This is a genomic window from Caenimonas sedimenti (genome assembly GCF_007833165.1).
GTDB classification, from domain to species: domain Bacteria; phylum Pseudomonadota; class Gammaproteobacteria; order Burkholderiales; family Burkholderiaceae_C; genus Ramlibacter; species Ramlibacter sedimenti.
The window spans coordinates 55,233-73,427 of sequence record NZ_VOBQ01000020.1 but is presented as its reverse complement, the minus strand read 5'-3'; the positions used below and the strand labels follow the sequence as shown (position 1 = coordinate 73,427).

Sequence of the window (18,195 nt, the reverse complement as noted above, 5' to 3'; positions counted from 1 at the left end):
ATGCGAGTGCGCTGCGACACGACCACGGCCTGGCCCCGGCTGCATCGCCACTTCGAGCAACGAGGACGAGGCTTCGATCTGCGGCAGGCTTTCACCGCGGACCGCGCACGCTTCGACGCGTTCAGCCAGGAAGCTCCGGAGATCTTCGCGGATCTCTCGAAGAACCTCATCGACCGCGAAGCCGAAGCGCTGTTGTTCGAGCTCGCGCGGGAGTGCGGCGTTGAAGCGCATCGTGACGCCATGTTCGCTGGCGAGCGCATCAACAGCACGGAGGGCCGCGCGGTGAAGCACTGGCTGCTGCGCGCGGGTGGCGAAGCCGGCGAAGGTGACGCGGTGCTGGTGCGGCAGGCGCTGGAATCCATGCTCGCCTACGCCGGACAGGTGCGCGCCGACGCTGCGATCACCGATGTGGTCAACATCGGCATCGGCGGATCGGATCTCGGGCCGCAGATGGCGGTGGCGGCGCTGGAAACTTTCCGGGACCCGGGCAAGCGCTTCCACTTCGTCTCCAATGTCGACGGCCACGAACTGGCCGGCGTCCTGCGCGGCCTGAAGGCCGGGAACACGCTGTTCCTGGTCGCTTCCAAGACTTTCACCACGCTCGAGACGATGACCAATGCGCGGTCCGCCAGGCGCTGGTTCGAGGAGCAGGGCGGACGCGACGTGGCACGCCACTTCGCGGCCCTGACCACCAACGTGGAAGCAGCGCGCGACTTCGGCATCACGTCGACGTTCGGCTTCTGGGACTGGGTCGGCGGGCGGTACTCACTGTGGTCCACCATCGGCTTGCCGATCGCCATCGCCATCGGCGCGGCGCAGTTCCAGGACTTGCTGCGTGGCGCGAACGCGATGGATGCGCACTTCCGCTCGCAACCGCTGGAAAGCAACCTGCCGGTGCGCCTGGGACTGCTGGACGTCTGGTACCGCAACTTTCACGGCTTCACCAGCCGCTGCATCGCGCCGTACCACAGCGCGCTGAAACGGCTGCCGGCGTATCTGCAGCAACTGGAGATGGAAAGCAACGGCAAGAGGGTGGACGCGCAAGGCCAGCCCTTGCCCTTCGCGACCTCACCCGTGCTGTGGGGCGAGCCCGGCACGAACGGGCAGCATGCCTACTTCCAGATGCTGCACCAGGGCACCGACACGGTGCCGGTCGAATTCATCGCGGTGCGCCAGCCCGCGCATGCGCTGCCCGTGCATCACGAATTGCTGCTGGCGAATGCGCTGGCCCAGGCCCAGGCCCTGATGCAGGGCAAGCCCGATCCCGGCGGCCATCGCCATTTCCCGGGCAACCGGCCCAGCACTTTTTTCCTGCTGGAATCGCTGACGCCGGCCAGCCTTGGCGCGCTGCTTGCCCTGCACGAGCACCGTGTGTTCGTCAGCGGCAGTGTCTGGGGCATCGACAGCTTCGACCAATGGGGCGTCGAACTGGGCAAGGTGCTGGCGCAGGACATTGCGCAAAGGTTCACATCGCTCAGTCTGAATGGACTGGACGATTCGACGGCCGGCCTCTTGCGCCGGATTCACCCGCCGATATGATGGGCCCGGCCATCACCAACCGCCGAGGAGGCGCCATGAACTTCACCACCGCAGTCCAGACTTGCCTGAAGAAGTACGTTGATTTCTCCGGCCGTGCCAGCCGGTCCGAGTACTGGTATTTCGCCCTCGCCTATTTCATCGTCATGATCGTCACCGGCATGATCAGCGAGATGTTGTCCAGCATCCTCGCGCTCGGCGTGTTGCTCCCCAGCCTGGCCGTTGCCACCCGGCGCCTCCACGACATCGGCAAGAGCGGATGGTGGCAGCTGATCGCCCTCACCGGCATCGGCATCTTCCTGCTGCTGTATTGGTATGTCCAGCCGAGCAGCCCCGAGTCGAACGAGTATGGTGCCGCCGCAGGCGCCCCGCCCGACGCCGCCGCCCTGCCGCCAGGAGCCGTCTGACAAACACTGCCTCCGCCAAAGGCGGGCGGGCAGATCGACGGAGTTTCAGCTCCCCTAGGGGCACCAGTCGCGCGTAGTAACACGCAGCGCGACTCCCATGAAAAAAGCCGGGCTCTGCCCGGCTTTTTGATCTGACTGAACGGATGTCCGCCCACAGAGAAAACGCAAGGCGTTTTCTCTGTGAAAGCTTACATATCCATCCCGCCCATGCCACCCATCCCGCCCATGCCGCCACCGCCAGGCGCCGGGGACTCGTCCTTCGGCGCTTCGGCGACCATGGCTTCCGTGGTCAGCATCAGCGACGCGACGGAGGCGGCGTTCTGCAGGGCAGTGCGCGTCACCTTGGTCGGGTCCAGGATGCCCATCTCGATCATGTCGCCATAGGTGTCGTTGGCGGCGTTGAAGCCGTAGTTGCCCTTGCCGGCCAGCACGGCGGCCACGACGACGGAGGCTTCGCCACCGGCGTTGTAGACGATCTCGCGCAGGGGCGACTCGATCGCCTTCAGCACCAGCTTGATGCCGGCTTCCTGGTCGGCGTTGTCGCCCTTGATGGCGCCAGCCGATTGCTTGGCGCGCAGCAGCGCGACGCCGCCACCAGCCACGATGCCTTCTTCGACCGCAGCGCGCGTGGCGTGCAGGGCGTCTTCGACGCGGGCCTTCTTTTCCTTCATCTCGACTTCGGTCGCGGCACCGACCTTGATCACGGCAACACCGCCGGCCAGCTTGGCCACGCGCTCTTGCAGCTTCTCACGGTCGTAGTCGGACGTGGCTTCCTCGATCTGGACGCGGATCTGCTTGACGCGCGCTTCGATGTCGGCGCCGGCGCCGGCGCCGTCGATGATCGTCGTGTTTTCCTTGCCCACTTCGATGCGCTTCGCCTGGCCCAGGTCGGCCAGGGTCACCTTCTCGAGCGTCAGGCCGACTTCTTCAGCGATGACCTTGCCGCCCGTCAGGATGGCGATGTCTTCCAGCATGGCCTTGCGGCGGTCGCCGAAGCCCGGCGCCTTGACGGCCACGACCTTCAGGATGCCGCGGATGGTGTTGACCACCAGGGTCGCCAGCGCTTCGCCTTCGACTTCTTCCGCGACGATCAGCAGCGGACGGCCGGCCTTGGCAACCTGCTCCAGCGTGGGCAGCAGTTCGCGGATGTTGCTGATCTTCTTGTCGAACAGCAGCACGAACGGGTTGTCCAGCAGCGCGGATTGCTTTTCCGGGTTGTTGATGAAGTAGGGCGACAGGTAGCCGCGGTCGAACTGCATGCCTTCGACGATGTCGAGCTCGTTGTCGAGCGACTTGCCGTCTTCGACGGTGATCACGCCTTCCTTGCCGACCTTGTCCATCGCCTTGGCGATGATCTCGCCGATGGAGGCGTCGGAGTTGGCGGAGATCGAGCCGACTTGCGCGATTTCCTTGCTGGTGGTCGTGGCCTTGGAAGCCTTCTTCAGCTCTTCGACCAGGGCCGTCACGGCCTTGTCGATGCCGCGCTTCAGGTCCATCGGGTTCATGCCCGCGGCCACGTACTTCATGCCTTCGCGGACGATGGACTGGGCCAGCACCGTGGCGGTGGTGGTGCCGTCACCGGCGATGTCGCTGGTCTTGGAAGCGACTTCCTTGACCATCTGCGCGCCCATGTTCTGGAGCTTGTCCTTCAGCTCGATTTCCTTGGCCACGGACACACCGTCCTTGGTCACGGTGGGGGCACCGAAGGAGCGCTCGAGCACCACGTTGCGGCCCTTCGGGCCCAGGGTCACCTTGACCGCGTTGGCCAGGATGTTCACGCCTTCGACCATGCGGGCGCGGGCGTCGCCGCCGAAAATCACGTCTTTTGCTGCCATGTGTATTTACCTCAGAGATGTTGGGGGTTGACCGGTCGGGTGGCGCTCAGGCGACCTTCTTCAGGCCGGCGGCGGGGGCGCCTTCGACCACGGCGAACAGGTCGTCTTCCTTCATGACCAGCAGCTCGTCGCCGTCGACCTTGACGGTCTGGCCGCTGTACTTGCCGAACAGGACGCGGTCGCCGACGGCGACGTTCAGGGCGATGACTTCACCCTTGTCGTTCTTGCGGCCGGGGCCGACAGCCAGGATTTCGCCCTGGTCGGGCTTCTCGGCGGCGGTGTCGGGGATCACGATGCCAGACGCGGTCTTGGTTTCGTTTTCGAGGCGCTTGACGATCACGCGGTCGTGCAGAGGACGAAGTTTCATTGCATCTCCTTCAATGAGAACAAGGGTTGGGAACCAAAAGGCGCCAACGAAGTTAGCGCCCATTAACCTGAGGAGGGTGCCGGGCAGACTCAGCTGCTAGCACTCAGCTCCATCGAGTGCTAATGATAAGGGAATTCCTGTCGGTTTCAAGCGCGGCGGTGTGTAGTCGGACGACTACGCCGTCAAAAACCGGGCGAACTCAGCCGGGCCAGCCCGCTTCGCGCAGGTGGCCCGCGAACCGCTCCAGCAGCGCGGGGTCCGTGAAGGGATGGCCCGCCTGCAAGGCGGGCATGCCATAGGAACCAAAGGCCTGGGCACGCTGGAGGCTCTGCCGGGCGGTGTCCAGACGGCCCGCGCCGGCTTCGCAGGCGGCGAGCAGGTAGTAGTTGAAGAACCAGTCCGGCCGCTTCGCCGCGGCCTGCCGCGCGTAGCGCGAGGCCTCGTCGTAGTCGCCGTCGACGAAGCTGGCAATGGCGCGGGTGCGGACCCACAGGCTCAGGTGCGGGTCATGCGGGCTGGCGTCGATGGCCTGCAGTACGTATTCGACGGCCTCGGACGTGCGGCCCGAGAAGGCCAGCAACCGCCCGAGCTCGCCGGCGGCTGCCGCGAATTGCGGATAGAGCGCCAGGGCGTGTTCCAGCTCCGCGATCGCCTGCGGGATGTTGCCGGTGAACGAAAGCGCGGTGCCAAGCGTGAAATGGGCGAAGCTGTCCGTGTCGTCCTGCCGCACGGCGCGCAGCGCCAGCCGGTTCGCCTCGACGATCTCCTCACGGGGATTCGGCGCCCAACCCGCCCAGACCCGTGACATGTGGGTGAAGGCCAGCAGCGAGAGCGAAGCGGGGTCGTCGGGCTTGCGTTGCAGCGCCTGCGCCAGGCAGTCGCGCGCGCGGTCCACATGCTCGCGAGTGCTGCGCCAGAAGTGCCAGCGCGCGCGCATCAACAGCTCCCAGTGCTCCACGCCCGGTGTCACGGACTGGCTGGTGAGGTATTCCTCGCGCCGCAGGTACACCGGCTCGATGGTGCTCACGATCTGCGTGGAAATCTCGCTCTGGATCTGGAACAGGTCGGCCAGCGGGCGATCGTATTGCTGCGCCCACAGCGTCTCCTGCCGCTGGCCGTCGATGAGTTCCGCCGAGACACGCAGGGTGGTGCCGGAACGGCGCACGGTACCGGTGGCGAGATAGCGCGCACCCAGCGCGCGGCCGGCCTGCGCCACCACCACGTCACGCCCGCGAAACGCGAACGACGAGTTGCGCGCGATCACGTGCAGCCACGGCGATCGCGTCAGCTTGTTGATGATGTCCTCGGCCAGGCCGTCGGAGAAGTACTCCTGGTCGGGGTCGGTGCCGAGGTTGGTGAAGGGCAGCACCGCGATCGAGCGGGCAGACATCGTGGCTTGCGCGGCGGGTGGTGCGGCGGCCAGGTCGCCGCGCGGCGTGACGCGCGCGGTGAAGCGGTAGCCGCGGCCCGGGATGGTCGCGATCAGCTCCGCGCCCAGGCGCTTGCGCAGCGTGGAAATATGCACCTGGAGGTTGTTTTCCTCCACCACCAGTCCGGGCCACACCAGGTCGAACAGCTCGGACTTGCTCACCAGCTCGCCTGCGCGGGCGACCAGCGCCGCAAGCACGTCGAACGCGCGGGCGCCGAGCGAAACCGGCCTGCCATCGGCGAGCAGCTGGCGTTCGTGCACCCGCAAAGTGAACGTGGAGAACGTGAGCTCAGGTGCCATCGGGCCAGTTTAAGAACTTTTCAGGAGAAAGCAGTGGCGATAAAGGACGCCGGCCGCCTGCCGCGGAACACTTCGTCCATGCCCAACGACAACCCAGACAGCACCGGGTCCCATCACCCTCACGAGGCCACCTGCATGAACCTGAACCCATCCGCCGCCCAGCCCACCCCCTGGAACGGCTTGAGAGCCCTGCCACCCGCCGTGGTGCCGGCCGCGGTCATGTGGCGCCAGACCGTCCTGATCGAGGCGCCGGATGGGCGCGACGAGTCCTTCTCCATCGGGCCCGATGGCTACGTCTGGAGTTACCAGATCCCTTCGCTGGGGCAGGGAGCGGGCCGCCTCATCAGCACGGGCCTTCGGGCCAGGGTGTTCGCCGTCGGGCGCGCGCGCGCCGGCATGGTCGTCATTGCCGCGAACGAGGAGGGCGTTCAATGGGTCAGCGAGTCGGCTGGCGGCGGCCAGCGCTGGTGCGCTCCGACTGCGATCGACGCGCCGGGCCTGGCGGCCGGCACCAGGATCGTACGCATCGCGACATTGGGCGACGAGGGTCATTTGTTCGTGGGCTTCCTGCTGCGGCATGTGGACGCCACAGGCCAGGCGCACACCCGCATCATGGACGGCCTGTGGTCCGACGACGCACTGCTGATGCGCAACGAGCCGCTGCATTCCGGCGAACTGCTGAACTTCTGGATCCAGAGCCTGGGCGCGGACGCGTTCGGTTGAGTCAGCTGCCCGCCACGCGGCCGAGAACCGGGAACAGCTTGCCCAGGCCTTCCGCCATGACCTCCACCGCGAGTGCGGCCAGGATCAGCCCCATCAACCGGGTGAGGACGTTGATGCCGGTCTTGCCGAGAACCCGGGCGATCGGGCCGGCAAGCGAAAAGCACAGCGCGGTCACCAGCCCGATCACCACGCCGTACCCGACCAGCACGGCCAGTTGCAGCACGGTGGCCGCGCGTTCCGCGTAGATCACCACGGTGGACATCGTCGCCGGCCCGGTGAGCAGTGGAATGGTGAGGGGGACGACGGCGATGCTGGCGCCCATGGCCGCCTTCTCCGCGCCGTCCTGCATTTCATGCGTGTTCGGCTTGGCTTCCGCCGGGTTGGCATTCAGCATGTTGAGCGCGCTGGTGAGCAGGAGCATGCCGCCGCCCACCTGGAAGCTGGCCAGCGAAATGCCGAAAAACTCGAGGATGCGGATGCCCAGCACGGCGCTGGCAGCGATCACCAGGAAGGCGGAGAACGAAGCGACCAGGATCGTGCGCTTGCGCTGCTCACGGCCGAAGCCTTGCGTGTAGTGGATGAAGAACGGGACGATCGCCAGCGGATTGACGATGGCCAGCAGCGTGATCAGCGGCTTGAAGTCCATTCAGGCCGAGCCGGCGCGTTCGGCGTCGATGCGCGCCAGTTCCTCGGCGGTCGCCTTGTGGCGCCGGCCGAACATGCCGTAGCCCTCCATCTCCAGCACCACGTCGCCGTTCTGGTTGCTCAGCTCCCAGCGCGAGCGGACCATGCCGGCGTCCGGCCGGCGGCGCATGGGGCGCGACTCCAGGATGGTGTGGCGCAGGCTCAGCTTGTCGTCCGGATACACCGGCTTCAGCCAGCGCAGGCTTTCCAGGCCGGGCGAGCCCAGGCTGGCCGACTCGTTCAGGAAATTGTCGACGGTCAGGCGCATGGCCAGGGCGCAGGTATGCCACCCGCTCGCGCACAGCCCCCCGAACAGCGAATGCTTGCCCGCGACTTCATCCATGTGGAAGGGTTGCGGGTCGTATTGCTCCGCGAAATCCTTGATCTCCTCGCGCGAAACCGAGGTGGTCCCGAGGTCGCGCACGCTGCCGACTTCCAGGTCTTCCCAATAGACGCGAATGCTCATCAGCGGCCTCCCGAAACGTCCACCAGCGACATGGTGGTGTAACTCGCCTGCGGCGAGAGCAGCCACACGATGGCTTGCGCGACTTCCTCCGCGGTGCCGCCCCGCTGCATCGGCACCAGGTGCGCCAGGTCGCGCACCCGGTCCGGCAGGCCGCCCGATGCATGGATCTCGGTCTCGATCAGCCCCGGCCGCACCGCGTTGACGCGGATGCCTTCTGCAGCCACTTCTTTCGCCAGGCCGAGCGTGAAGGCGTCGATCGCCCCCTTGGCCGCCGCGTAATCCAGATACTGCCCGGGCGACCCGAGTCGCGCCGCCGCGCTGGAGAGGTTGACGATCGCGCCGCCGCCGCCGCCGTGACGCGTGCTCATCCGTCGGACGGCTTCGCGCGCGCACAGCAAGCTGCCGATCACGTTGATGTCGAACATGCGCTTCCAGCGCTGCATGCTCATTTCGTCGAGCCGCGCCGAGACGTCCACGACGCCCGCGTTGTTCACCAGGCCTGTCAGCCGTCCGAGTTGGGCGTCGATCCGCGAGAACATGGCAAGCACCTGGGATTCGTCCGCCACGTCGGCCTGGACAGCCAGCGCTTTGCCGCCTTGCTTGCGGATGGCGGCCACCACGCTTTCGGCGGCCGCCTCGTTGCTCGTGTAATTCACGGCCACCGCATGGCCGGCGTCCGCCGCCAGCAGCGCCGTGGCGGCGCCGATCCCGCGGCTGCCACCCGTCACCAGGAGAACTTGATTCACGGCTTCTGCTCCTTAGAGCCTGCCATTAGATCAAAAGCGCGACCTTCGCGCCGGCCGGTTGACGCGGCGGGGCCGGATGGGCGAAGCTCGCGCCTTTGCGCGACGACCAACAAGGAGCATTCCATGGGCAGTTTCATCGATCTCAAGGCCGCCGACGGCCAGGCCATTCCCGCTTACGTTGCCCAGCCGGCGGGCCAGCCCAGAGGCGGCGTGGTGGTGATCCAGGAAATCTTCGGCGTGAACTCGCACATCCGCTCGGTGGCCGACGGCTATGCCGCGGCGGGTTACCTGGCGGTGGCGCCGTCCACCTTCCATCGGGTGAAGCCGGGCGTGGACCTGGGCTACCAGCCCGACGACATGACGGCCGGCATGGCTTTGAAGGCGGCAGTGGAAGCCCTTCCCGCGCCAGGCGTCATGCAGGACTTGCAAGCGGCCATCGGCCACGCCGCGCAAGGCGGCAAGGTGGGGATCGTGGGCTACTGCTATGGCGGCCTGCTCACCTGGCGTGCGGCCTGCATGTTGAACGGATTGAGCGCTGCCGTGCCGTACTACGGCGGGGGTGTCACCACGCCCGACGAGATCGCCCGCCAACCCAAGGTGCCGGTGCTGGCGCACTTCGGCGACCAGGACCACTGGATCCCCCTGGACAGCGTGGAAGCGTTCAAGAAAGCGCACCCGGAAGTGGAAGTCCACGTCTACCACGCCAACCACGGCTTCAACTGCGACCAGCGTGGTTCGTACAACGCCGAAGCAGCCACGCTGGCGCGCCAGCGCACCCTGGACTTCTTCGCCAAGCACCTTGGCTGAGCGAATGCGCCTGCAAATTTTCATCGCATTGGCCTTCGCCTGGGCGAGCACCGCCGCCGCGGCCGACTACGCCGGTCCGCTGTTCGACGCCCACCTGCACTACAACGAGGAAGCGTGGGATGGCCGCTCCGGCCCGCATCCCGTCCCCGACGTCCTGGCGCGCATGAAGCGCAACGGCGTGCGCGCGATCGTGGCCAACTCGCGCCCGAACGACGGCACGAAGTCGCTGGCACAGGCGCCCGAGACGCGCGCCGCGGGCGTCACGGTCGTGCCGTTCGTGCGGCTCTATCGCAACCGTGCCGACTACGACAACTGGTTTCGCGACGACACCATCTACGACATGGTGCAGGCCGAACTGGCGCGCGGGACCGCGGCCGGCCCGTTCCGCGGGATCGGCGAGTTCCATCTGTACGACAGCGCCAACGCCAACGGCCCGGTCGCCCGCAAGCTGATGGCGCTGGCGGAGGAGAAGGACCTGGTGGTGCTCGCGCACGTGGACGACACGGCCATCGACCTGCTGATGGCGCATCCGCCGGCCAAAGGCCAGAAGTCTCGGCTGATCTGGGCGCACACCGGCATCGGCGGTGCGCCCGCCGCCCGGGTCGACCAGCTGTTCGCGCGTTATCCGCTGCTCATGGGGGAGCTTTCCTATCGCCCCGGCCTCACCTGCGAGGGCGGCAAGCTGTGCCCCGAGTGGCGGGCCCTGCTGCTCAAGTACCCGACGCGGTTCCTGATCGGCTCCGACACCTGGGTCAACCAGCGCTGGCAGTACTACGATGAGTTGATGAAGGGCTATCGCACCTGGCTCGGCGGCCTGCCCCCGGAGGCGGCGCGCCGGATCGCCTGGGACAACGGCGCGGCGCTCTTCGGGTTGAAGGCGCCGCAATGATCAGCCTGCTGTATTACCCCAGCACCGCGGCCATGGTGCCGCACATCCTCCTGGAGGAGCTGGCGATCCCGTTCGAGCGGGTGCTCGTGGACCGCACGCAGAACCTGCACAAGGCACCTGCTTACCTGCGGCTCAATCCGAACGGCCTGCTTCCGGTCCTGAGCGATGGCGACCTGGTGCTGTACGAAACCGCCGCGATCGTGCTGCACCTGTGCGACACGCATCCCCAGGCCCGGCTGGCGCCGGCGTTGGGCACACCCGAGCGGGCGCACTTCTACAAGTGGCTCGCTTGGCTGACGAACACGCTGCAATCGACCCTGATCGTCTATTTCTACCCCGAACGCTGGATGGACGAAGGCAACGCGGCAGGCGTGGCCGAACTCAAGCGCCATGCGCAGGAACGCATCGGCCCGATGCTGGACCAGCTGGATGCGTTGGTGGCCGCGCCGGGTCCTTGGGCACTGGGCGAACGCTACAGCGCGCTCGACCCCTACATCTTCACGCTGTGCCGCTGGACGCGGCATTTCGAAAGCGGGAAGGCGCGCGAACGCCCGCACCTGGGTCCCTATCTGCGACGCATGCTCGAGCGCCCTGCCGTCCAGCGCGTGCTGGCGGCGGAAGCGCTGTCCCCGCCCTACGTCTGACACATTGCGCGCAATGCCAGCGCATTTGCCGCAGCGGCGCCCGAGGCGGTGTTGTCGAAGATGCACCAGACTTCCGAACCAGCGTCGCGCGCCTGGCTGATTCGACGCGCCAGCGCCGACAGCAGGCTGCCGTCATACGCGGAGTAGTAGACCCGCGGCGAGCCGTGCAGGCGCAGGTAGACCAGGCCCGGGTGGCCGCCGGGCCGCTCGCCCCCCGCGTGCCGCACCGGGTCGGCCAGCACCCGCGCCATGTGAAGGGACTGCAGCAGGTCCTCCGCCGGCCGGGTGAACCAGCTCGCGTGGCGCGGCTCCAGGGCGATCGCACCTGTGTGGCGGCCGCGCAATGTCTCGAGGAAAGCAGTGGCGACACGTGCCTCGAATGCCAGGCTGGGGGGCAACTGCACCAGCAGTGCCGCCAACCGGGCGCCGAGGCCGCCGGCCTGTTCCAGGAAGGCGTCCAGGGGCGCTTCGCACCCCGTGAGACGCAACTCGTGGGTGATGACCTTGGGCAGCTTGACGCAGAACCGGAAGTCGGCAGGCACCATCGCCGCCCAGCGGGCGTACTGCGCCCGCGTGTGCGGCCGGTGGAAGGACGAATTGATCTCGACGGCGGGCAGGCGTGTCGCATAGCGGGCCAGATGACTGTCACCAGCGCCGAAGTGCGGCTGCAGCGCGACCGGCAAGCTCCAGCCGGCGCAGCCGATCCGGACTCCGGTCTCCGCCATGCGGGAAACCTCAGTCCGCCTTTTGGCGGACGGCGGCGCGATAGGACTCCTCGATCTGCCGCGCGAGCGTCTCCGGCCGTGTTGCCTGTTCCAGGGCCCCCACCTCCGGGTCCTCGTGGTCCGTCGCGCCGACCTTGCGGGCGATCAGCTCCAGCAATTGCAGCATCTTGGTGTTTTCCTGCTCCGCCAGGAGGTTGATCTGCAAGTCGAGCTGGCTGCGCCGCTCGGTCACGCGCATCTCGTAGTTCTGGCTGATCAGGATGAAGGAGGAAAGGAAGATGGCTTCGAGCGACACGCAGAGCGTGAGGAAGGTGAAGGGGTAGGGATCGAAGTGCGGCAGCCCCGGCAGCACGTTCCAGGCGATCCAGCCGGCGAACAGCGCGACGTGGATCCAGACGAAGACGATGCTGCCGCAGAACTGCGCGACGAACTCGGCGATCCGGTCCGCTGTCGAGCGCTTGGCCACGGCCAAGTCCTCGAGCTGGCGCATGGCCCGCACGTTCTCGCGCGTGACGTCGGCCACGCTGCGCGGCTTGCGGTAGGGGGGCGTCTTCTCGTGCGCTGTCACCGCCCGCCCCGCGCGAGGTAGCGCTTGTGGCGGAACACCAGTGCCAGCACGGCCGCGATCAGCGCCATCGCGCCCAGGGTCCACCAGAACCCCGATGCCAGTTTCGTGAGGGGCAGCACGTCGAAATTCATGCCGAAGATGCCGGCGATCAGGTTCAGCGGCAGAAAGATGGCGGTGAGCGCCGTGAGCGTGCGCATCGTCTCATTGGTTCTGTTGCTTTGCGCGGAGAAATGGATCTGCACCGCCGTTTCCGCGCCTTGCTCCATGCGGCGCAGGTGGTGCACGACCCGCTGGATGTGTTCCACCACGTCCCGGGCGCGGGCCAGCAGGCTGTCGCGCTCGACCTGCTGCATCCAGGGCGCGGGTTGCTCGCGCTGCGTGTCCAGCCATTCCTGCATGGCGTCGTTCTGCTCCTCGCACAGGTCTTCCAGCGTATGCAGCGCGTTGCGCGCGGTCATCAGGGCGGCCCAGTCGGCGGCCCGGCTGTCCGGTCCCAGCAGCGACTGCTGCCACTGGTCCATCTCGGTTCCGAGCACCTTGCGCAGGTCCAGGTAGTTGTCGACCATCACGTTGAGCATGCGCAGCATCAGGTCGGCCGAGCTGATCGGCAGCCGGCTGCGCGCCGCGGCGTTCAGCCCCTCCGCCTGCACGGCGTCGCTCAGGTACCGTTCGATGAACGAGCGCGCGGCAAAGCAGCCGGCCGGATGCACCGTGATCAGCAGCCGGTCGAACACCACGAAGCTGACGGCGCGCGTCCGGATGCGGCTGAAGGCGCCGAGACGCTGGCCGCTTCTTTTCTCCGACGCGGCCTCGCCCAATTCCGCGAGGACTTCGGCTTCCGTCGCCAGGCGGCGGAACGTCACGATGTCGTAGATGGACGTGTAGTCGTAGTACGAGGGATGCGCGCGGTTGGCGAGGTCCTTCACATGCAGGTCGAGCACGGGCGAGCCGCCCAGTGCCTGCGCAGCCCGCTGCACCGCCGGCAGTTCCTGCTCCAGCGACTCGCGCTCCAGGTAGATCCAGACGAAGCCACCCTCGGGCGCCCGCTGCGGCACCTGGTCCAGGAAGCGCAGCGTGCCGGCGCCGAATTCGACGATCTGCATCCGCGGCGATCAGGCCCGCAGCCGGCGCGCGGCATCCAGCGCGAAATAAGTCAGCACACCATCGGCGCCCGCCCGCTTGAAGGCGAGCAGGCTTTCCATCATCACGGCATCGTGGTCGAGCCAGCCGTTGGCGGCCGCCGCCTTCAGCATCGCGTATTCGCCGGACACCTGGTAGGCGAAGGTGGGCACGCGGAACTCGTCCTTCACCCGCCGCAGCACGTCGAGGTAAGGCATGCCCGGCTTCACCATCACCATGTCGGCGCCCTCGGCGATGTCCATGGCCACTTCGCGCAGGGCTTCGTCGGTGTTGCCGGGGTCCATCTGGTAGACCTTCTTGTCGCTCTTGCCCAGGTTGCCCGCCGAGCCCACGGCGTCGCGGAAGGGGCCGTAGAAGGCGCTCGCGTACTTGGCGCTGTAGGCCATGATCCTGGTGTGGATGTCGCCGCGCGCCTCCAGCGCGGCGCGGATCGCCCCGATGCGCCCGTCCATCATGTCGGAGGGGGCGACGATGTCCACGCCGGCCTGCGACTGGGTGAGCGCCTGCTGGATCAGCACTTCGACCGTCTCGTCGTTCAGGATATAGCCGGTGTCATCCAGCAGGCCGTCCTGGCCATGGCTGGTGAAGGGGTCGAGCGCGACGTCGGTCATCACGCCCAATTGCGGAAACTCGCGCTTGAGGGCCTGCACCACTTGCGGCACCAGCCCGTCCGGGTTGCACGCTTCCCGTCCGTCGGGCGTTTTCAGGCGCGCATCGATCACCGGGAAGAGCGCCATCACCGGAATGCCGAGCTCCACGCATTGCGCCGCGACAGGCAACAGCAGGTCCAGGCTCAGGCGATCCACGCCCGGCATCGACGCCACCGCTTCCCTGCGCCCGCGGCCCTCCAGCACGAACACCGGGTAGATGAGGTCGTGCGCCGTCAGGGCGTTCTCACGAACCAGGTTCCGGGTGAATCCGTCCCGGCGCAGCCGTCGAGGCCGTCCGGTCGGAAAAGGGGCGTGCAGGGTCATAGCGAAAATTGTGCCCCATGCGCGGCTTGAAACACTTCCCATGGTTTGTTAAATTACATGTGGGCGGCTTGCCGCTCCCCGCTTTTCCTCCCTGAGCGGGCGCCTTGATGTGTGACAGCAAAAAGGCTTCCCAGCCCCGGCTTTCAGGCCGGGGTTTTTTTGTGAGGCCGAAACCAGCCCGAATCGCCTGCTCCGCTCTTTAAACTCGCGCCATGCTCTGGGTCAAGGCGTTCCACATCGTGTTCGTGGCCAGCTGGTTCGCCGGCTTGTTCTACCTGCCGCGCATCTTCGTGAACCTGGCGCTGGTGGAGCCGCAATCGGACGCCGAGCGGCGCCGCCTGCTGTTGATGGCCCGCAAGCTCCTGCGCTTCACCACCCTGTTGGCGATTCCCGCCCTGGGCCTGGGATTGTGGCTGTGGCTGGGGTGGGGCATCGGCCGCGGCAGCGGCTGGATGCACGCCAAACTGGCGGCGGTCGCGCTCACCATCGGATATCACCATGCATGCGCGGCGCTGCTGCGCAAGCTCGAGGCCGGCACGGATCGCCACAGCCACACCTGGTTCCGCTGGTTCAACGAGCTGCCCGTCTTCCTGCTGGCCGCGGCCGTGGTGCTCGTGGTGGTGAAGCCGTTTTGAACCGCCACAAAACTTCAGCGTGGCCGTTGGCCGAGGCCTACGCGGCGCTGATCGTCTACGCCAGCCTCTACCCGTTCTCCGGCTGGCGCGACCAGGGCATCGCCCCGTGGGAGTTCCTGGCGAGTCCCTGGCCGAAGTACTGGACCTGGTTCGACTTCGCGGCCAACGTGGTGGGCTATGTGCCGCTGGGTTTCCTGCTGGCGCTGAGCTCCTTGCGGCGCGGTGCCCTGCGCTTCGCCGCGACCGGCAACCGCTCGGCGATCGCCGTGGCCACGCTGGCGGGTGCCGGGCTGGCCCTGGCGATGGAAGCGCTGCAGAGCTACCTGCCCTACCGCGTGCCCTCCAACGTTGATTTCGCCTTGAACGTTGCCGGCACGCTGGTCGGCGCCGTCGCGGCGGCCGGCCTGGAACTGGCCGGCTGGATCGACCGGTGGAGCCGCTTCCGCGACCGCTGGTTCGTCCCCGAGGCCCGCGGCGCGCTGGTCCTGATCGCCTTGTGGCCGTTCGCGCTGCTTTTCCCTGCGGCGGTGCCGCTGAGCCTGGGGCAGGTGCTGGAGCGCCTGGAAGTCAGCATGGCTGAATGGCTGCAGGACACCCCATTCCTGGAATGGATGCCGTTGCGCGAGGTGGAGATGCAGCCGCTGGTGCCGGCGGCGGAGCTTCTGTGCGTCGGACTGGGGGCGTTGATCCCCTGCCTGCTGGGCTATTCGGTGCTGCAGACCGTGGGCCGACGCGCCGTGTTCGCGTTGGCCATCGTGGCGGCGGGCGTCGGGGCGACCGCCCTGTCGGCCGCACTGAGCTGGGGGCCCGACCATGCCTGGGCCTGGCTGAGCCTGCCGGTGCGGGTGGGTCTCGCCTTCGGCCTGGCCCTGGCACTGGCGGTCACCGGTCTGCCGCGCCGCGGCTGCGCCGCGCTGATGTTGCTGGCCCTGGCCGTGCACCTGAGCGTGCTCAACCAGGCGCCGGCCAGCGCCTATTTCGCCGACACGCTGCAAGCCTGGGAACAGGGCCGCTTCATCCGCTTTCACGGGCTGGCGCAGTGGCTGGGCTGGCTGTGGCCATACGCGGCGATGGTTTATGTGCTCCTGCGGGTGTCGCGGCGCGATGCGGCTCCTACAATTTCGCGATGAGCGAAGCGACTTCCTACTACGGCCACCACATCTTCTTCTGCCTGAACAAGCGGGAGAACGGCGAAGCCTGCTGCGCCGACCATAACGCCCAGGCCGCATTTGACCGCTGCAAGTCCCAGGTGAAAGCGCGCGGCCTGGCCGGCCCCGGCAAGGTGCGGGTCAACAAGGCCGGTTGCCTCGACCGCTGCCAGGGAGGCCCCATCGCCGTGGTGTATCCCGAGGGGGTCTGGTACACCTATGTGGACCAGAACGACATCGACGAAATCGTCGAATCGCACCTGCAGAACGGCAAGGTCGTCGAACGGTTGCTCACGCCCCCGCACCTGGGCCGCTGATGAACGTTCGAACCGAACGGCTGGAGTTTGCCGGCGCCGCCGGCCGGATCCAGGCCTTGCGCGACCAGCCCGAAGGCACGCCGCATGGCGTCGCCGTCATTGCCCACCCGCATCCGCTGTTCGGCGGCACCATGGACAACAAGGTGGTGCAGACGCTGGCCCGTGCCTTCGTGCAATGCGGCTGGACGGCGCTGCGCTTCAACTTCCGCGGCGTGGGCACGAGCGAAGGCGCGCATGACGACGGTCGTGGCGAAGCCGACGACATGCAGGCGCTCATCCGGCAGGCCGTCCCGCAAGGGCCGCTGGCGCTGGCCGGCTTCTCGTTCGGCGCTTTCGTCACGGCCCAGTGCGCGGCTGCGCTCTGGGAGCCGCGTGACGTGCGGCACCTGGTGCTGGTCGGGACCGCCGCGGCGCGCTTCGCCGTGCCGGCGTTGCCGGCCGCGAGCCATGAGCGCGCGCTGGTCATCCATGGCGAGCAGGACGACACGGTGCCGCTGGCCGCCGTGCTCGACTGGGCGCGGCCGCAGTCACTGCCAGTTACGGTCATTCCCGGCGTGGAGCATTTCTTTCACGGACAATTACCGCTCTTGAAGAATCTGGTGGCACGCCACCTCGGCCGACAAATCCCATGAGAAGAACGCGTTGGATGCGGGTGCTCTTTGCGCCCCTGCTTGCTTTGGCCTGCCTGGCCGCCTCGGCCCAGGTGCCGCAGCCGCCCGAGGTGGCGGCCCGCAGTTTCCTGGTGCTGGATGTGTCCGCCAACCAGGTCCTGGGCGCGCGCGAGCCTGACTCCCCGGTGGAGCCCGCGTCGCTGACCAAGCTGATGACCGCTTACCTCGTCTTCGATGCCCTGAAGGCGAAGAAGATCGACCTGAAGCAGGCCCTGCCGGTCAGCGAGCGCGCCTGGAAGATGCCGGGATCGCGGATGTTCATCGACCCGAAGATGCAGGTGCCGGTGGAAGACCTGATCAAGGGGATGATCGTGCAGTCCGGCAACGACGCCACGGTCGCGTTGGCCGAAGGGGTGGCCGGAACCGTCGAACGTTTCGTCGAGCTGATGAACCAGCAGGCCAAGGCGCTGGGAATGAAGAACACGGGGTACAAGAATCCGGAGGGCCTGACGGCACCGGGACATACCACCACCGCGCGCGACCTGAGCATCCTGTCGGCTCGCCTGATCCAGGATTTCCCGGACTACGTGGGTTACTACTCCATCCGGAAGTACCGCTACCAGGGCACACCGACCGCCAACGACACCAACCGGAACATGCTGCTGTTCCGCGATCCGACGGTGGATGGCCTGAAGACCGGGCACACCGAGGCGGCCGGCTATTGCCTGATCGCCACGGCCAAGCGCGACTTTCCCAACCTGGCTGGCCGGCGCGTGCTGGCCATCGTCCTGGGGGCGTCGAGCGAGACCAGCCGGGCCAATGAAGCGCAGAAGCTGCTGAATTGGGGTTACACCGCCTACGAGGGGCTGAAGCTGTTCGAAGGGGGGCAGGCCGTGGTCGAGCCGCAGGTCTGGAAGGGCGCCGTGAAGACGGTGAAGCTGGGCCAGGCGCAACCGCTGGTGCTGGCCGTGCCGGCCGGCAGCGGCAGCAAGATCAAGACGCAGGTCGTCCGCCCGGACCCGCTGGTGGCCCCTTTCACCAAGGGCCAGCAGGTCGGGACCCTGAAAGTCCTGGCCGGCGACCAGGTCCTGCGGGAAATGCCGCTGGTGGCCCTGGAAACCGTGGAGCAGGCCGGCATCTTCGGCCGGGCCTGGGACGCGATCCGGCTCTGGATCCGGTAATTCCGGTCCTGGGTCCCCACGTACGCTGCGCTCCTCCCGCGGGGATGACAACGCTCGGCCAAG

General features: G+C 67.3%; 21 protein-coding genes. 11 read left to right on the top strand and 10 right to left on the bottom strand.

Features of this window, described 5'->3' with window-relative positions; all coding sequences use genetic code 11:
• Together pgi and FN976_RS23525 are read left to right on the top strand one after the other, a co-directional pair.
• A complete protein-coding gene (gene pgi, locus FN976_RS23530) occupies positions 1–1,539 on the top strand; it encodes a glucose-6-phosphate isomerase (RefSeq protein ID WP_145895523.1) in 1,539 nt (512 codons plus the stop codon).
• A 35-nt stretch (positions 1,540–1,574) separates the two neighbouring features.
• A complete protein-coding gene (locus FN976_RS23525) occupies positions 1,575–1,943 on the top strand; it encodes a DUF805 domain-containing protein (RefSeq protein ID WP_145895522.1) in 369 nt (122 codons plus the stop codon).
• 188 nt (positions 1,944–2,131) lie between these two features.
• Here the strand turns inward: FN976_RS23525 and groL are convergent, their stop codons facing one another.
• From groL to FN976_RS23510, 3 genes are all read right to left on the bottom strand, one after another.
• Entirely contained in the window at positions 2,132–3,778 is a 1,647-nt protein-coding gene (gene groL / locus FN976_RS23520; RefSeq protein ID WP_145895521.1) for a chaperonin GroEL, read from the bottom strand.
• A 46-nt stretch (positions 3,779–3,824) separates the two neighbouring features.
• A complete protein-coding gene (gene groES, locus FN976_RS23515) occupies positions 3,825–4,145 on the bottom strand; it encodes a co-chaperone GroES (RefSeq protein ID WP_145895520.1) in 321 nt (106 codons plus the stop codon).
• Positions 4,146–4,344: 199 nt separating this feature from the next.
• On the bottom strand, positions 4,345–5,874 hold the full coding sequence (locus tag FN976_RS23510; protein ID WP_145895519.1) for a winged helix-turn-helix domain-containing protein: 1,530 nt from the start codon (positions 5,872–5,874) through the stop codon (positions 4,345–4,347).
• 135 nt (positions 5,875–6,009) lie between these two features.
• On the opposite strand from FN976_RS23510, the gene FN976_RS23505 reads away from it, so the two are divergent.
• Complete coding sequence (locus tag FN976_RS23505; RefSeq protein WP_186511130.1) at positions 6,010–6,597, top strand: hypothetical protein; 588 nt, start codon at positions 6,010–6,012, stop codon at positions 6,595–6,597.
• 1 nt (position 6,598) lies between these two features.
• Here FN976_RS23505 and FN976_RS23500 read toward each other — a convergent pair whose 3' ends face one another.
• From FN976_RS23500 to FN976_RS23490, 3 genes are read right to left on the bottom strand one after another with little or no spacing between them, the layout of a single operon-like run.
• Positions 6,599–7,243, bottom strand: a complete 645-nt coding sequence (locus FN976_RS23500) for a MarC family protein (RefSeq protein ID WP_145895517.1) — start codon at positions 7,241–7,243, stop codon at positions 6,599–6,601.
• Entirely contained in the window at positions 7,244–7,747 is a 504-nt protein-coding gene (locus FN976_RS23495) for a MaoC family dehydratase (protein WP_145895516.1), read from the bottom strand.
• Positions 7,747–8,493, bottom strand: a complete 747-nt coding sequence (locus FN976_RS23490) for an SDR family oxidoreductase (RefSeq protein ID WP_145895515.1) — start codon at positions 8,491–8,493, stop codon at positions 7,747–7,749. The genes FN976_RS23495 and FN976_RS23490 overlap by 1 nt, the downstream gene beginning before the upstream one ends.
• A gap of 123 nt (positions 8,494–8,616) precedes the next feature.
• On the opposite strand from FN976_RS23490, the gene FN976_RS23485 reads away from it, so the two are divergent.
• From FN976_RS23485 to FN976_RS23475, 3 genes are read left to right on the top strand one after another with little or no spacing between them, the layout of a single operon-like run.
• Positions 8,617–9,300 (top strand): dienelactone hydrolase family protein, encoded by a 684-nt coding sequence (locus tag FN976_RS23485; RefSeq protein WP_145895514.1) that lies wholly within the window; start codon positions 8,617–8,619, stop codon positions 9,298–9,300.
• Between the two features lie 4 nt (positions 9,301–9,304).
• On the top strand, positions 9,305–10,189 hold the full coding sequence (locus FN976_RS23480; protein WP_145895513.1) for an amidohydrolase family protein: 885 nt from the start codon (positions 9,305–9,307) through the stop codon (positions 10,187–10,189).
• On the top strand, positions 10,186–10,833 hold the full coding sequence (locus FN976_RS23475) for a glutathione S-transferase family protein (protein ID WP_145895512.1): 648 nt from the start codon (positions 10,186–10,188) through the stop codon (positions 10,831–10,833). Before FN976_RS23480 ends, FN976_RS23475 begins: the two co-directional genes overlap by 4 nt.
• On the opposite strand, the gene FN976_RS23470 is transcribed toward FN976_RS23475, so the two are convergent.
• Genes FN976_RS23470 through hemB form a run of 4 tightly spaced genes read right to left on the bottom strand, consistent with a single transcriptional unit; the run spans position 10,824 to position 14,240 of the window.
• Positions 10,824–11,558: a DUF72 domain-containing protein gene (locus FN976_RS23470; RefSeq protein ID WP_145895511.1), complete on the bottom strand. Its 735-nt coding sequence runs from the start codon at positions 11,556–11,558 to the stop codon at positions 10,824–10,826. The two genes, FN976_RS23475 and FN976_RS23470, sit on opposite strands and share 10 nt — an antisense overlap.
• Before the next feature lie 10 nt (positions 11,559–11,568).
• Positions 11,569–12,126, bottom strand: coding sequence for a DUF1003 domain-containing protein (locus tag FN976_RS23465; RefSeq protein ID WP_255440763.1), 558 nt, complete (start codon positions 12,124–12,126; stop codon positions 11,569–11,571).
• Entirely contained in the window at positions 12,123–13,229 is a 1,107-nt protein-coding gene (locus FN976_RS23460) for a magnesium transporter CorA family protein (protein ID WP_145895510.1), read from the bottom strand. Before FN976_RS23460 ends, FN976_RS23465 begins: the two co-directional genes overlap by 4 nt.
• 9 nt (positions 13,230–13,238) lie before the next feature.
• The gene (gene hemB, locus FN976_RS23455; protein WP_145895509.1) at positions 13,239–14,240 is read right to left on the bottom strand and encodes a porphobilinogen synthase; all 1,002 of its coding nucleotides are present in this window, start codon (positions 14,238–14,240) and stop codon (positions 13,239–13,241) included.
• Between the two features lie 212 nt (positions 14,241–14,452).
• On the opposite strand from hemB, the gene FN976_RS23450 reads away from it, so the two are divergent.
• The 5 genes from FN976_RS23450 to FN976_RS23430 are packed head-to-tail and all read left to right on the top strand — an operon-like array spanning position 14,453 to position 18,132.
• Positions 14,453–14,875 carry a CopD family protein gene (locus FN976_RS23450; protein WP_145895508.1) on the top strand — a complete coding sequence of 141 codons (423 nt, stop codon included), beginning with the start codon at positions 14,453–14,455 and terminating at the stop codon, positions 14,873–14,875.
• Positions 14,872–16,005: a VanZ family protein gene (locus FN976_RS23445; protein WP_145895507.1), complete on the top strand. Its 1,134-nt coding sequence runs from the start codon at positions 14,872–14,874 to the stop codon at positions 16,003–16,005. The genes FN976_RS23450 and FN976_RS23445 overlap by 4 nt, the downstream gene beginning before the upstream one ends.
• Positions 16,002–16,340: a (2Fe-2S) ferredoxin domain-containing protein gene (locus tag FN976_RS23440; protein WP_145895506.1), complete on the top strand. Its 339-nt coding sequence runs from the start codon at positions 16,002–16,004 to the stop codon at positions 16,338–16,340. The genes FN976_RS23445 and FN976_RS23440 overlap by 4 nt, the downstream gene beginning before the upstream one ends.
• Entirely contained in the window at positions 16,340–16,972 is a 633-nt protein-coding gene (locus tag FN976_RS23435; protein ID WP_145895505.1) for an alpha/beta hydrolase, read from the top strand. The genes FN976_RS23440 and FN976_RS23435 overlap by 1 nt, the downstream gene beginning before the upstream one ends.
• Positions 16,969–18,132, top strand: coding sequence for a D-alanyl-D-alanine carboxypeptidase family protein (locus FN976_RS23430; protein WP_145895504.1), 1,164 nt, complete (start codon positions 16,969–16,971; stop codon positions 18,130–18,132). The genes FN976_RS23435 and FN976_RS23430 overlap by 4 nt, the downstream gene beginning before the upstream one ends.
• Positions 18,133–18,195: the final 63 nt, after the last annotated feature.